Raw genomic sequence first — 15,186 nt, forward strand, 5'->3', positions numbered from 1 at the left:
ACGACGTCGACGCGGTCGAGGCGCACGGGACGGGGACGAGGCTGGGTGACCCGATCGAGGCGCAGGCCCTGCTCGCCACCTATGGCAGGGACCGGCCTGCTGAGCGTCCGCTGTGGTTGGGATCGCTGAAGTCGAACCTGGGGCACACGCAGACGGCGGCGGGTGTGGCCGGTGTGATCAAGATGGTGATGGCGCTGCGGCACGGCGAGTTGCCGCGGACGTTGTACGCGGACGAGCCGACGCCTCTGGTGGACTGGTCCGCCGGTGCGGTGGAGCTGCTGCGGGAGGCCCGGTCGTGGCCGCAGAGTGACCGTGTGCGCCGGGCGGGTGTGTCCTCGTTCGGGATCAGCGGGACGAACGCGCACGTGATCCTGGAGGAGGCCCCGCAGGCCCCGGCCCCGGTTGAGGAGTCGGGGTCGGGGTCGGTTGCGGCGGGTGGTCCGGTGCCGTGGGTGGTGTCGGGTCGTAGTGAGGAAGCGTTGCGGGCTCAGGCCCGGCGGTTGTACGAGTACGCCGTCGCGCGTCCGGAGTCGGACGTGCGGGCGGTGGGCCGCGCGCTGGCGGTGACCCGGTCGGCGTTCGAGCACCGTGCCACCGTTCTCGCCCCGGACGCGGAGACCCTCCGTGCCGGTCTCGACGCCCTCGCGAACGGGCAGCACCACCACGCCCTCGTCCACGGCACGGCCCGCGCCAAGGGCCGGACGGCCTTCCTCTTCACCGGGCAGGGCAGCCAGCACGCCGGCATGGGGAGGGAGCTGTACGCGGCCTTCCCGGTCTTCGCCGAAGCCCTGGAGGAGCTGGCGGCGCACTTCGAGCCGCACCTGGACGAGCCGCTCCTCCAGGTGATGTTCGCGCCGGACGACACCCCGCCGGCGCGCCTGCTGCACGGCACGGACTACGCCCAACCCGCCCTGTTCGCCTACGAGGTGGCGTTGTTCCGGCTCCTGGAGAGCTGGGGGGTACGCCCCGACGTCCTGGCCGGCCACTCGCTCGGCGAGCTGTCCGCGGCCTGCGCGGCAGGTGTGCTCACGGCGCCGCAGGCAGCCGCCCTCGTCGCCGCCCGTGGCCGGCTCATGCAGGCACTGCCCACGGACGGCGCGATGATCGCCGTACAGGCCACCGAGGAGGAGGCCCGCGCGGCGCTCGCCGGCCACGAGGGGGCGGCCGACCTCGCCGCGCTCAACGGGCCCGCCTCGGTCGTGCTGTCGGGCGACGCCGGCGTCGTGACCGCACTCGCCGACGAGTGGGCCGCGCAGGGCCGCAAGACGCGCAGCCTGAAGGTGAGCCGCGCCTTCCACTCCCCTCACATGGACGCCATGACGGAGGAGTTCGGGCGGATCGCCGCCGGTCTGTCGTACGCGGCACCGCGGATCCCGATCGTTTCGGACGTCACCGGCGACATCCTGAGCGCCCGCGAGGCGCGGGACCCCGCGTACTGGGTCCGGCACGTACGCGCCTCGGTGCGCTTCCACGACCAGATGCGGCGGCTGGAGCGGTACGGGGCCGGCGTCTACGTCGAGATCGGCCCGGACACCGTGCTCAGCACGGCCGGCGAGGGCTGTCTGACCGCAGAGCCCGGACGTGCTGCTCCGCTGCTGCTGTCCGTCGCCCGCGCCGGACGGCCCGAGGTGCCCGCCCTGCTGACCGCCCTGGCCACGCTCCACTCGTCGGGCACCCCCGTCGACTGGCACGCCTGGTTCGGCGCCGGGCCCCGCGCGCTCGACCTGCCCGTCTACGCGTTCCGGAAGCGGCGGTACTGGCCCACCGGGTCCACGGGGCCCGTCGAGCGGCAGGCCGACCGGGCCGACCGGGCCGACCACGCCGGCCCGCAGACGCGGTCCGGCGTGCCCGAGCCCGCGGGCGAGAGCCCCGTCGGGCACCCGCAGACGGCGGCCGCCGCGTGGCGGGCGCTGCCCGGGCAGGAGCGCCACGAGGCCCTGCTGCGGCTGGTGCGCACCGAGGCGGCCGGTGTCCTGGGGCACGACGGGCCGCAGGCCGTGGACCCCGACCGGGGCTTCCTCGACCACGGCTTCGACTCGCTCATGGCGGTGCGGCTGCGCAACCAGCTCGCCGCAGCGACGGGCCGGGAGCTGCCGACGACACTGCTCTTCGACCACCCCTCGCCGGCCGCCGTCGCCGCCCACCTGGCGGCCGCGTTCGACGAGACGGGTCCGGCGGCGGTCGGCCCGTCGCTGGCCGAGCAGGTCGACCGGCTGGAGGCCGGTCTGGCCGGGCTGCCCGCCGACGACACGGAGCGCGCCCGGATCGCCGAGCGGCTCAAGGCCCTGCTCGCGGTCCACGCCCCCGCCCGGCCCGGCACCGGCCCCGACCCCGGTGCCCTCGACGGGGCCACCGACGACGAGATGTTCGACCTGATCGAAAGGGAACTCCGCCTTGGCTGAGGACAACGAGACCAAACTCCGCGCGTACCTGCGGCTGGTCACGGCCGATCTGCAGCGGACCCGCCGGCAGCTGGAACAGGCCGAGGAGGCCGCCCACGAGCCGGTGGCGATCATCGGCATGGCCTGCCGGTTCCCCGGCGGCGCCGAGGACGTCGCGTCGCCGGACGAGCTGTGGCAGCTGGTGGCCGAGGGCAGGGACGCCGTCACCGAGTTCCCCACCAACCGCGGCTGGGACGTCGACGCCGTCTACGACCCCGAACCGGGGACGCCGGGTCGGACGTACTCGCGGCACGGCGGCTTCCTGAAGGACCCGTCGGGCTTCGACGCCGCCTTCTTCGGCATCACCCCGCGCGAGGCGCTGGCCATGGATCCGCAGCAGCGGCTGCTGCTGGAGACCTCCTGGGAGGCGTTCGAGCACGCGGGGCTCGACGCCACCGGGCTGCGGGGCATGGACGTCGGGGTGTTCGTCGGCTCCAACAGCAACGACTACCTGATCAACGTGCTCGACGCGCGGGAGGAGGCCGAGGGGTTCATCGGCACCGGCAACTCCGCCAGCATCCTCTCCGGCCGCATCTCCTACACCTTCGGGTTCGAAGGGCCGGCCGTCTCGGTCGACACCGCCTGCTCCTCCTCGCTGGTCGCGCTCCACCTGGCCGCCCAGTCCCTGCGGCAGGGCGAGTGCTCCCTGGCGCTGGCGGGCGGCGCGACGGTGATGGCCACACCGACCGCCTTCATCGAGTTCAGCCGGCAGCGGGGACTCGCGCCCGACGGCCGTTGCAAGTCCTTCTCGGCCACCGCCGACGGCACCACCTGGTCCGAGGGCGCCGCCGTCCTCCTCCTCGCCCGTCTCGGTGACGCCCGCCGGCTGGGCCACCCGGTCCTGGCGGTCGTACGCGGCAGCGCGGTCAACCAGGACGGCGCGAGCGCGGGGCTGACCGCGCCCAACGGGCCGGCGCAGCAGCGGGTGATCCGGCAGGCCCTGACCAACGCACGGCTGACCGCCGACCGGATCGACGCGGTGGAGGCGCACGGCACCGGAACGCCGCTGGGCGACCCGATCGAGGCCCAGGCCCTGCTGGCCACCTACGGGCGCGCCCGCGCCGCGGGGCGGCCGCTGTGGCTCGGCTCGCTGAAGTCGAACCTGGGCCACACGCAGTCGGCGGCCGGCGCGGGCGGCGTCATCAAGATGGTGATGGCCATGCGGCACGGCATGCTGCCCCGCACCCTGCACCTGACCGAGCCCACACCGCGCGTCGACTGGTCCACGGGCGGCATCGACCTGCTGACGCAGGAGCAGCCGTGGCCGGACAGCGGGGAGCCGCGCCGCGCGGCCGTCTCGTCGTTCGGCGTCAGCGGCACCAACGCCCACGTCATCCTGGAGAGCCCGCCCGCCGAGGACCCGGCCCCGCAGCCGCCGACCGGCACGGCGGCCGTCCCCTCGGGCGTGCTGCCGTGGGTGGTCTCGGGCCGGAGCGAAGAGGCCCTGCGCGGGCAGGCCGAACGCCTGGCCGCGCATCCGGCCGCGGGACCGGACCGGTCCCCGCAGGCCGTCGCGGCAGCCCTGGCCACGACCCGCGCCGCCTTCGGCCACAGGGCCGTCGTGCTGGGCCGGGACCACGAGGAGCTGCTCGCCGGCCTGACGGCCGTGGCACACGGCCGCCGCGCCCCGGGCGTGGTCACCGGCCGCACCCTGCCCCCGGGCGGCAGGACGGCGTTCCTCTTCCCCGGCCAGGGCAGCCAACGGCCCGGCATGGGGCGCGAACTCGCTGCCGCACACCCGGTGTTCGCCGACGCGCTGGACGAGGTGTGCACCGAGCTGGACCGGCACCTCGACCGGCCGCTGCGCGAGGTGATGTTCGCCGCCGAGGGCACGCCGGAAGCCGCGCTGCTCGACGCCACGGCCTACACCCAACCCGCCCTCTTCGCCGTGGGCGTCGCACTGGCGCGACTGCTGGAGGACTGGGGGCTGCGCCCGGACCTGGTCGCGGGGCACTCGGTGGGCGAACTCACCGCCGCCCACGTGGCCGGAGTCTGGTCGCTCGCCGACGCCTGCGCCCTGGTCGCGGCACGCGGCCGGCTCATCCAGGAACTGCCCGCCGGCGGCGCCATGGTCGCCGTCCAGGCCGGTGAGGCCGAGGTCCGGGCCCGACTCGCCGACACGGGCGGGGCAGTGGACGTCGCCGCCGTCAACGGCCCCGAGGCGGTCGTGCTCTCCGGCGACGAACGGGCCGTGTCCGCGACGGCGGACGCCTGGGCCGAGCGGGGCCGCCGCACTCGCCGGCTCCGCGTGAGCCACGCCTTCCATTCGGCCCGCATGGACGCGATGACCGCGGCCTTCGCCGAGGTCGCGCACCAGGTGTCCTACCGGGCCCCCCGCATCCCCCTGGTCTCGGCCCTCACCGGGGCTCTCGCCGGCGAGGAGGACCTCTGCCGCCCGGAGCGCTGGGTGCGCCACGTTCGCGACACGGTCCGCTTCCACGACGCCGTCCGCGTGCTGCACGAGCACGGCGCCACCCTGTTCCTGGAGTGCGGGCCCGGGGGAGTGCTCACCTCCGCCGGGCGGCAGTGCCTGACCGAGGCCGCCGCCGAGACGTTCGTCCCCGTGCTGCACGGGCGCGCACCGGAGCCGGAAGCCGTGCTCACGGCCGTCGCCCAGGCCCACACGCTCGGCGCGTCACCGGCCTGGGACCGCCTGCTGCGCCCCGCCGGGCCCCGCGTGGAGCTTCCCACGTACGCCTTCCAGCGCCGCCCCTACTGGCTGGCCGGCATGGCGGGCGCGGGCGGCGACGGCCCGGGCTCCCGCCCGCGCGCTGCGGCCGCCCCGGCGCCGGCCGCGTCCGACGCCGTGCCCATGGCGCGCAGGTTCGCCGACCTGCCCGGCGAGGAGCGCGACGCGCAGCTGCTCGCGCTGGTGCGCGAGCAGGCCGCCGCAGTGATCGGCGGCTCGGGCGCCGCCGACATCGAGCCCGACGGCTCCTTCCTCACCCTGGGCTTCGACTCCCTCATGGCGACCGAGCTGCGCATCGCCCTGTCCGCCGAGTGCGGCCTGCCGCTGCCCGCCAGCGTCGTCTTCGACCACCCCACGCCCACCGCGCTGACCGGGTTCCTCGGTCAGCAGCTCACCGCCGCCGGGACCGGCGGCACCTCCCCCGCCGCAGCGTCGCCGTACTCCCTCGAAGCGCTCTACCGCGGCGCCAACGAACTGGACCGGCCCGAGGACGCGCTGGAGCTCACCAAGGTCGCCTCGCGGCTGCGCCCGGCCTTCGCCACCGCAGCCGGGGCGGGCCAGGACCCCGTCACGGTGGACCTGGCTCCGGACACCGACCGGCCCGTCCTGATCTGCTGCCCGGCACCCGTGCCGCTGTACGGGGCGCAGCAGTACGCCCGGCTCGCCGCCGGCTTCCGGGGCTCCCGCGGCGTCTCGGCCCTGCTCGCACCCGGATTCGCACCGGGCGAACTGCTGCCCGGCGACTTCCCCGCGATGCTGGAGTTCCTCGCCGAGGGCGTGCGCCGTCGCGCGGGCGGAGCACCGTACGCCCTGCTGGGCCATTCCTCCGGCGGCTGGTTCGCGTACAGCCTCGCGGCCCACCTGGCCCGCACCGGACCGAGCCCGCAGGCCGTGGTGCTGCTGGACACCTATCTGCTGGCGGACCCGGCCCTCCACCGCATGCAGCGGGAACTCGCACAGGGCGTACTCGACCGCGAGGCCGACTTCGGGGCGATGACCGACGTCCGGCTGACCGCCATGGGCCGGTACTTCGAGTTCTTCACCGACTGGGTGCCCGAGGAGCCGGGCGTGCCGACCCTGCTGCTGCGCGCCTCGGTGCCGCTCGGGCGGGTCGCCGAAGGCCAGGCCTGGCAGCCCGACTGGAAGTTCGACAGCACTGTCGTGGACACGGAAGGCGACCACTTCACCATGATGGACGAGCACGCTCCGCAGACGGCCCGGGCCGTCGACGCCTGGCTGGCCGGCCTCCGGGCCCCGCACGCCGCGCCGGGTGAAACGGCTGACCGGCGATGACGAACCAGGCCCGGGCACCCCGTGACGCCCACCCCGACCCGTGGATCCGCTGCTTCCACCCGGCCCCCGGGGCCCCCGTGCGGCTGCTCTGCCTCCCGCACGCAGGAGGCGCCGCCAGCGCCTACTTCGCGCTGTCCCGGGAGCTGGAGCCGCACGTGGAGGTGCTGGCCGTGCAGTACCCCGGGCGCCAGGACCGGCGGCAGGAACGGCCGTTGGACTCCATCGACGCGCTGCGCGACGGGGTCGTGGCGGCCCTCGGCCCCTGGCGGGACCGGCCGCTGGCGCTGTTCGGCCACAGCATGGGAGCCGTACTGGCCCACGAGGTGGCGCGCGTCCTGTGCGAGGACGGCGACGCGCCCCCGCTCCACCTGTTCGTCTCCGGGCGCGGCGCCCCCGGCCAGAAGGTGGAACGGGCCCTGGACGAGCTGGACGACCGGGCGATGGTCGCCGCCCTCGGCGAACTCGGCGGCACGGACCCGCGGCTGCTCGACGACGAGGAGGTGCTGCGGATGGTCGCACCGGCCATCCGCAGCGACTACCGCGCGGTCCGCACGCACCACCACGTCCCCGGCCCCCCGCTGCCGTGCCCGGTGACGGCAATGGTGGGCGACAGCGACGCGATGGCGCCGGTGGAATCCGTCGGCTCCTGGCGGGCGCACACCTCCGCGGATTTCCGGATGGAAGTTTTTCCGGGTGGGCATTTCTATCTCGCGGAACAGCTCCAGAAAATGAGCCGACTTGTGTACGATAGGATCACTGAATCGCACTCGGTGCAGGCGATCGGCTGACGGATCGACATCTTCTCCGTCCCAGCCGGTGCAACATTCCCATTTTCTTCTTGGCGGTGGCCGCGCGGCCGGCCCGCTTTCCGACGTTCTTCGGATCCTGTGCGAAACGAATCCAGACGGGGGTCTGCGTGCGAAACGAATTGTTCGAACTGGGTGACATACCGCCGCTCGGCACCGTGCCCGAGCGCATGTACGCCTCCGTGATCCGCCGGGAGCGCTACGGGCCGCCGCACCAGGCGTTCCGGACCGAGGTGGTGGACGTGCCGGAGGTCGGGCGCGGCCAGGTGCTGGTCTGGGTCATGGCCGCCGGCATCAACTACAACAACGTCTGGGCCTCGCTCGGCCAGCCCGTCGACGTCATCGCCGCCCGCCGGCGACGCGGCGAGCCGGAGGACTTCCACATCGGCGGGTCCGAGGGCTCGGGCGTGGTGTGGGCGGTCGGTGAGGGCGTCAGCCAGGTCGCCGTGGGCGACGAGGTGATCCTGTCCGGCTGCCAGTGGACGGAGACCGCCGCCGACATCCGCCTCGGCGCGGACCCCATGACCTCCCACTCGCAGTCGGTGTGGGGCTACGAGGGGAACCACGGTTCCTTCGCCCAGTTCGCCCTCGTCGACGAGTACCAGTGCCACCCCAAGCCTCCGGGGCTGACCTGGGAGGAGGCCGCCTGCTTCCTGCTCACCGGGGCCACGGCCTACCGCCAGCTGTGCGGCTGGGCACCGCACGACGTGCAACCCGGCGACCCCGTCCTCATCTGGGGCGGCGCCGGCGGCCTCGGCTCGATGGCCATCCAGATCGTCCGCCAGCGGGGCGGCGTCCCCGTCGCCGTGGTGTCGGACGAGGAACGCGCCGGCTACTGCCGCCGGCTCGGCGCCCAGGGCGCCATCAACCGCCTCGACTTCGACCACTGGGGCCGGCTGCCCGACATCGGCGACCACGCGGCCATGGACCGCTGGACCGAGGGCGTCAGGGCCTTCGGCCGCCGGTTCTGGGAAGAGCTCGGGGAGCGCAGGGCGCCGCGCATCGTCCTCGAACACAGCGGTCAGGACACCATCCCGACGTCGATGTACCTGTGCGACACCGCCGGCATGGTCGTCATCTGCGGCGGCACCACCGGCTACAACGCCGACGTCGACCTGCGCTACCTGTGGATGCGGCAGAAGCGGCTCCAGGGCTCGCACTACGCCAACCTCCGCCAGTGCCGTGACGTCATCCGCCTCGTCGCCGACGGGCGCATCGACCCCTGCCTGTCCTGGACCGGCGGCTTCGAGGACGTCGGAAAGGCGCACCAGCTGATGCACGACAACCAGCACCCGCAGGGGAACCAGGCCGTTCTCGTCAATGCACAGACGACGGGCCTGACCACCCTCTGACACATTTCCCGCTAGCCCGGGGCGCCCGCGAATTTCCGCCGCGGCCCCGCCGTGCCCGGAAATCGTGAGGAAACGAACCCGGCGAGCCCGGGGAATTCCGGCAACAAGAACCATGAAGGAGATTCCATGGACCGGCTCGACATCCTGTGGAGCGAGCGCGAGATCCGTGCCGTGCTGCAGCGCTACTGCCGCGGACTGGACCGGCTCGACGAGGAACTCGCCAAGTCCGCCTACCACGACGACGCCCACGACGACCGTGGCGTCATCCGTGGCAAGGCCCACGACTTCGTCGAGCAGATCATCCCCGTGCTCCGCGACGCCTACAGCGGCACCCTGCACACGCTGCACGGCAGCACCATCGAGGTCGACGGCGACACCGCGGGCGTGGAGACCTACTGCACCGCCCACCACGTCCGGGACGCCGACGGTGTCAGGCGGGTCGAGCAGTTCGCCGGCCGCTACGTCGACCGCTTCGAACGCCGCGACGGTGCATGGAAGATCGCCCGCCGGCTCGTCCTGAGCGACTACAGCCTCGTCCACGAGGTGCCGATCGACCCCGCCGAGGCCCAGGCCGGTTTCAACCTCGGCCGCCGCGACCGGGACGACGCCAGCTACCAGGTGCTGCCGCTGCGCGGCCCCGGGGCACCCACCCTCTGAAACACCCCCCGCAACAGGCCGTCCGCCCCCTCCCACCCCGCCACTTCCTGGAGGCCAGACCGTGTCCGACACCGAGCAGCGCCCGCCCACGCTGCCCCGTCAGCGCAGCTGCCCGTTCTCCCCGCCCCCCGAGCTGGAGGAGCTGCGGCGCACCGATCCCGTCAGTCGGATGCGTTTCGCCGACGACTCCGAGGGCTGGCTGCTGACCCGGCACGCCGACGTCCGGGCCGCACTCGCCGACCCCCGGGTCAGCTCCCACCCGGGCAGGACGCCCCAGCCCTGGCGCAACCTCGCCCCCGAGATGCGCGCAGAGGTCTACCTGCCCGGCTTCCTGATCTTCATGGACCCGCCGGACCACACCCGTTACCGCCGCCTGCTCACGAAGTGGTTCACCATGCGGGCGATCCGCAGGATGCAGCCGCGCATCGACCGGATCGTCGCCGACGCCCTCGACGCGATGGAGGCACAGGGTGGTCCCGTCGACCTGGTGCAGTCCTTCGCCCTGCCGATTCCGCTGTACGTGATCTGCGAACTCATGGGCGTGCGGTACGAGGACCGCGACGACTTCATGGACATGGTCCTCAGGCTCCAGGCCCTGGACGCCAGCCCCGAGGAACTCGGCGCCACCGGCGCGCGGATGAACGAGTTCATGATGAACCTGGTCGCCGACAAGCGGAAGAACCCGGGCGACGACCTGCTCAGCCACCTCGCCCACGACCCGGACGCCGACCCGCCGCTCACCGACCTGGAGATCGCCGGCATCGGGGTGCTGATGCTGATCGCGGGCCACGAGACCAGTGCCAACATGCTGGGCATCGGCACCTACACCCTGCTGGAGAACCGCGACCAGTGGGACCTGCTCTGCAAGGACCCCGGCCTCATCGACCGCGCGGTCGAGGAACTCCTGCGCCACCAGACCATCGTCCAGCAGGGACTGCCCCGCGGCATCACCGAGGACCTGGACGTCGCCGGCCACCCGGTGAAGGCGGGAGAGGCGGTGCTGGCCTCGCTGCCCGCGGCCAACCGCGACCCCGAGGTCTTCCCCGACCCCGACCGCCTCGACATCACCCGCGAGCACAACCCGCACCTCGCCTTCGGCCACGGCATCCACCTCTGCCTGGGCATGGAGCTGGCCCGCGTGGAGATGCGGTCGGCATGGCGCGGCCTCGTCACCCGTTTCCCCGGCCTGCGCATGGCGGCCCCGCCGGAGGACATCCGCTGGCGCGACGACCAGATCGTGTACGGCGTCTACAACCTTCCGGTGACCTGGGACGGTGCCCGGTGAGCAGCACCGAGCCGAGCGGCACCGGGGCGGACGTGCGGGCGTGCCCCTTCGGTGCCGGTGAGGCACCGGCGTACCCCTTCCACGACCCGGACCGGCTGGAAGCCGACCCGTACTGGGAGCCGCTGCGCCGCGAGCAGCCCCTCCAGCGCGTCACCCTGCCCTACGGCGGTGAGGCGTGGCTCGCCACCCGGTACCAGGACGTGCGCAAGGTGTTCACCGACCGCAGGTTCTCCCGGGCGCTGGCCGTGGCGCCCGGCGCCCCCCGGTTCCTGCCGCACCAGCCGCCGGCGGACGCGGTGCTGAGCGTCGAGGGGCCCGACCACGCCCGGTTGCGCCGCCTCGTCGGGAAGGTCTTCACGCCCCGTCGCGTGGAGGAGATGCGGCCGCTGATCCAGCACACCGCCGACCGCCTCCTCGACGCCATGGAGGAGATCGGCCCGCCCGCGGACCTGGTCGAGGACTTCTCGCTGCCGTTCGCCGTCGCCATGATCTGCGAACTGCTCGGTGTGCCGCCCGAGGACCGCACCCGCTTCTGCGCCTGGTCGGACGCCCTGCTGACGACCACCGCGCACACGCCCGCCCAGGTGCGCGACTACATGATGCAGATGCACGCCTACCTCGGCGAGCTCGTCGCCGAGCGGCGGGTGCGGCCCACCGAGGACCTGATCGGCGCCCTGGTGACCGCGCGCGACGAGGACGACCGGCTGACCGAGAGTGAACTGGTCAGGCTCGCCGAGGCCATCCTCATCGCCGGATACGAGACCTCGGCCAGCCAGATCCCCAACTTCTGCTACACCCTCTTCCGCCGCCCCCGGCTGCTGGAACGGCTCAGGAACGACCACGGCCTCATCCCGGACGCCGTCGAGGAACTGCTGCGGTACGTGCCCATCGGCACCGTCGACGGATTCCCCCGCACGGCCACCGAGGACGTCGAACTCGGCGGAGTCGTCGTCCGGGCGGGGGAGACCGTCGTGCCGTCGATGGGCGCGGGGAACCGGGACCCCGAGGTGTTCACCGACCCGGAGGAGCTCGACCTGACCCGGCGCCCGAACCCGCACCTGGGCTTCGGCGCCGGACCGCACCACTGCCTGGGCTCCCAACTCGCCCGTGCCGAACTCCAGATCGCTCTCACCACACTGCTGCGCCGGTACCCCGGACTGCGGCTGGCCGTACCCGAGGAGCACCTCTCGTGGAAGGCCGGGCTGATGGTCCGCGGCCTGCACACCATGCCGGTCACCTGGTGACAACACGGCCGTCCCCGGCCCGCCGGCACCCCCGTCGGGCCGACGTCCGACCCGAACGAACGAAGGCGGAGCGACACCAGTGAACACCATCGACGAGCGCGAGCACCGGCCGGAGGACGTGGACATGGACCCCGACGTCCTGCGCCGGCTCACCGAGGTGGTGCGGGCACGAGGGGGAGCGGCACAGCTGTGCGTCCTCCGGCACGGCGTGCCCGTCCTCGACCGCTCCTTCGGCTGCGACTCCGACTCCCTCTTCCTGCTGTACGCCGCCAGCAAGCCGTTCGCCGCACTGGCCGTGCACCTGCTCGCCGAGCGCGGCGACATCGAGCTGGACCGGCCGGTGGCCACGTACTGGCCCGAGTTCGCCCGGCACGGCAAGGGTGACGTGACGGTTCGCCACGTCCTCCAGCACCGGGCCGGGGTGCCGGCCGGTCGGGGCATGGTGCGCACCATGCGCACCGCCACCGACTGGAAGAAGTCGGTGCGCGACCTCGAAGAGGCCCGGCCCCGCTGGGCGGGCGGCGAGGTCGCCGCCTACCACTTCATGAGCTTCGGGTTCATCCTCGGCGAGCTCGTCCGACGCGTCACGGGGCGGCCCTTCCGCGAGACCCTGACCTCCGGGCTGCTGGAGCCGCTGGGGCTGCACGATTTGCATCCAGGACTGCCCGATCACGCCTGGGGCCGGCATGTCCCGGCCCGTGCCGGACACCCCTCGGAGTGGCCCAACCAATGGATGAGCAACCGCCGCGGGTACCGCCAGGCCGTGATTCCGTCCGCTGGAATTTCGGGTACGGCGCGGCAACTCGCGCGCTTTTACCAGATGCTTTTGCAGGGAGGCACTCTCGACGGAATTCGGGTGATGAGTCAGGAAACCGTGCTGGAAGCCAGGAAGTCATCCAATGACGGGGAAACCGACGCCTCATTGAAAAGGCCGGTCCGCTGGTCCCACGGATTCATGCTCGGCGGGCCGGGTCCGGATCCCCAGGACCTGTCCAACGTCCTGGGCGCGAGGAGCGACCGGAACGCGTTCGGGCATGCGGGGACCACGTCCAGCGTCGTGTGGGCGGACCCGTCCCGTGACCTCGTGGTCGCATATCTGTCCAATATCCAACCCCAGTTCGGGGCTGGCATCGGCCGTCTGCGCGAGGTGAGCGACCTGGCCCTCGCCGCCTGCCCGGCAACCTGACCGGATTCGTTCTCTCCCATACCCTCTTCGGGGGCGGTGCCCGTAATCGGTGGATCGCTCGGCATGGTGCCGTGGCCGCGCCGTCGAGGAACTGCGGGTTTCACTCGACACGCGAGTGACGTATCGCACACTTGAGCGATGGCCTCTTATGGCATCATGATCACCACGAGTATTGGGCAGTCGTGCCAGAAAAAAGCCGACATGCACCGACGCTTGGTGACGAACTCAAGGGGGAAGAGTGAGGAACATGCCGGTGCCCATCGCCGACTTAAATCCGGGAGCCGCTCCGCAGATAGGAATACTCGGACCCTTGGAGGTCCATCCCGCAGGGCAATTCGAGCACCGGGTATCGGTGGGTGGAATTCGCATTCGCGCACTACTGGGTGCGCTGACCGCGCGGCGCGGGAAGGTCATGACGAGCGAGCAGATCCTCAAAGAGGTCTGGTCCGAGAGCCAGCCGGTCACCGAGCGGAAGGCGGTCGCCGTGGCCGTCCTGCGGTTGCGCCGGGTGCTCGGCGATTCCGAGGGGAAGTGGCTGCTGACCCGCCCCTCCGGATACGTCCTGAACGTCCCCCCGGGCCACGTGGACGCCGTGCGTGCGGAGCGCCTGGTCCGGGAGGGCAAGGACGCGCTGACCGCGGGTCAGGCCGGCCTCGCCTCACGGTGCCTCACCCGGGCGCTCGCCCACTGGCGGGGAGATCCCTACGCCGACGCCGGCACGTCACCGGCCGTGATCCAGCACGTCACGGAGCTGGAGAGCCTCAGGTCCGAGGCGGTCCAGGCGCGGATCGACGCCGATCTCGCCCTGGGGCAGCACCGTGAACTGATGGGCGAACTGCGCTCGTTGACCGCGGCGAATCCGCTGCACGAGCCGCACTGGCTGCAGTTGATGCTGGCCCTGTACCGGTCCGGCAAGCAGGCCGAGGCGCTGGCGGCCTACGTGGAGCTGCGTCGGACCCTGGCCGAGAACATGGGAGTCGACCCGGGGCAGCAGCTCCAGGACCTGTATCTGCGCATGCTCCGGGTGGACACCGGCCTGCTGACCGGACCCGTCCCCACCCTGTCGTGGCAGTCCTGACGTGAGGGCTCCCTCAGCGACGCAGATCACCGGCCGAAGGCCGCGAGGGGTGCACCATTCTCGGGTAACCTCGGGCCCAGATGGGTAAGTTACCGCTTAGTAATCCCCTGGCAGTCCTGCCCTCGCAGGCTTGAGGAGTCCTTCCATGCAACTCGCCGCGATCATTGTGTCGCTGGTCCTGACCGTGGTCGGCGCGGCGGTGCTCGCACGCGCCATCGGCCAGTTCGTCCGGTACTTCAGACTGGGCCAGCCGGTACCGGCCGGCCTGCGGACCGACAACCCGTACCAGCGCACCCTGACCGTGGTGCGCGAGTTCGTCGGCCACACGCGGATGAACCGCTGGGGCGTCATCGGCGTGGCGCACTGGTTCGTGGCGGTCGGCTTCCTCACGCTCGGCCTCACCATCGTCACGGCGTACGGCCAGCTCTTCAAGGCCGACTGGACCCTGCCGGTGCTCGGCGGGTTCCTGCCGTACGAGATGTACACCGAGCTGATCGCCGCCGGTACGACCCTCGGCATCCTGACCCTGATCGTCGTCCGCTTGCTGAGCCTGCCGTCGCGGGCGGGCCGCAAGTCCCGTTTCGCGGGATCGAAGATGGGCCAGGCGTACTTCGTCGAGTCCGTCATCGTGATCATCGGCCTCGCGATCATGGCGCTGCGCGGCCTGGAGGGCGCCCTGCACCACGTGGACCACTACGAGGCGGCGTACTTCGCCTCGTACCCGCTGGTGCTGGCCTTCAAGGGGCTGAGCGTCACGGCGCTGGAGAACCTGGTCTACCTGTTCGCCATGATCAAGCTGGGCACCACGATGATCTGGGCGACGACCATCGGCCTGAACACCAACATGGGCGTCGCCTGGCACCGTTTCCTGGCGTTCCCGAACATCTGGTTCAAGCGGAACGCCACCGGTGAGACGGCGCTGGGTGCGCTGCAGCCGATGACCTCGGGTGGCAAGGAGATCGACTTCGAGGATCCGGGTGAGGACGACGTCTTCGGTGTCTCGCAGGTCGAGCAGTTCTCCTGGAAGGGCATCCTCGACTTCTCCACGTGCACCGAGTGTGGTCGCTGCCAGTCGCAGTGCCCGGCGTGGAACACGGGCAAGCCGCTGTCCCCGAAGCTGCTGATCATGTCGCTGCGCGACCACGCGCACGCCAA

General features: G+C 72.4%; 9 protein-coding genes and 1 pseudogene. All 10 read left to right on the top strand.

What is annotated here, in order from left to right:
- Positions 1 to 2,402, top strand: a 2,402-nt coding sequence (locus tag ACZ4VL_RS38620) for a type I polyketide synthase (protein WP_468210056.1), incomplete at its 5' end; no start/stop codon positions are given.
- On the top strand, positions 2,395 to 6,423 hold the full coding sequence (locus tag ACZ4VL_RS38625; protein ID WP_468210059.1) for a type I polyketide synthase: 4,029 nt from the start codon (positions 2,395 to 2,397) through the stop codon (positions 6,421 to 6,423). The genes ACZ4VL_RS38620 and ACZ4VL_RS38625, both read left to right, overlap by 8 nt.
- Entirely contained in the window at positions 6,420 to 7,211 is a 792-nt protein-coding gene (locus tag ACZ4VL_RS38630; protein ID WP_468210062.1) for a thioesterase II family protein, read from the top strand. The genes ACZ4VL_RS38625 and ACZ4VL_RS38630 overlap by 4 nt, the downstream gene beginning before the upstream one ends.
- Before the next feature lie 128 nt (positions 7,212 to 7,339).
- Positions 7,340 to 8,581, top strand: a complete 1,242-nt coding sequence (ccrA, locus tag ACZ4VL_RS38635) for a crotonyl-CoA carboxylase/reductase (RefSeq protein WP_468210065.1) — start codon at positions 7,340 to 7,342, stop codon at positions 8,579 to 8,581.
- A 126-nt stretch (positions 8,582 to 8,707) separates the two neighbouring features.
- Positions 8,708 to 9,238, top strand: a complete 531-nt coding sequence (locus ACZ4VL_RS38640) for a nuclear transport factor 2 family protein (RefSeq protein WP_468210068.1) — start codon at positions 8,708 to 8,710, stop codon at positions 9,236 to 9,238.
- A 61-nt stretch (positions 9,239 to 9,299) separates the two neighbouring features.
- On the top strand, positions 9,300 to 10,523 hold the full coding sequence (locus tag ACZ4VL_RS38645; protein WP_404239818.1) for a cytochrome P450: 1,224 nt from the start codon (positions 9,300 to 9,302) through the stop codon (positions 10,521 to 10,523).
- On the top strand, positions 10,520 to 11,767 hold the full coding sequence (locus tag ACZ4VL_RS38650; RefSeq protein ID WP_468210072.1) for a cytochrome P450: 1,248 nt from the start codon (positions 10,520 to 10,522) through the stop codon (positions 11,765 to 11,767). Before ACZ4VL_RS38645 ends, ACZ4VL_RS38650 begins: the two co-directional genes overlap by 4 nt.
- Before the next feature lie 79 nt (positions 11,768 to 11,846).
- Positions 11,847 to 12,953 (top strand): serine hydrolase domain-containing protein, encoded by a 1,107-nt coding sequence (locus tag ACZ4VL_RS38655; RefSeq protein ID WP_468210075.1) that lies wholly within the window; start codon positions 11,847 to 11,849, stop codon positions 12,951 to 12,953.
- Positions 12,954 to 13,200: 247 nt separating this feature from the next.
- On the top strand, positions 13,201 to 14,031 hold the full coding sequence (locus ACZ4VL_RS38660; protein WP_468210078.1) for an AfsR/SARP family transcriptional regulator: 831 nt from the start codon (positions 13,201 to 13,203) through the stop codon (positions 14,029 to 14,031).
- A gap of 145 nt (positions 14,032 to 14,176) precedes the next feature.
- Positions 14,177 to 15,186 (top strand): annotated as a pseudogene (locus ACZ4VL_RS38665) (Fe-S oxidoreductase); the annotation flags it as partial.

The sequence above is a fragment of the Streptomyces sp. NPDC029014 genome (genome assembly GCF_055564695.1).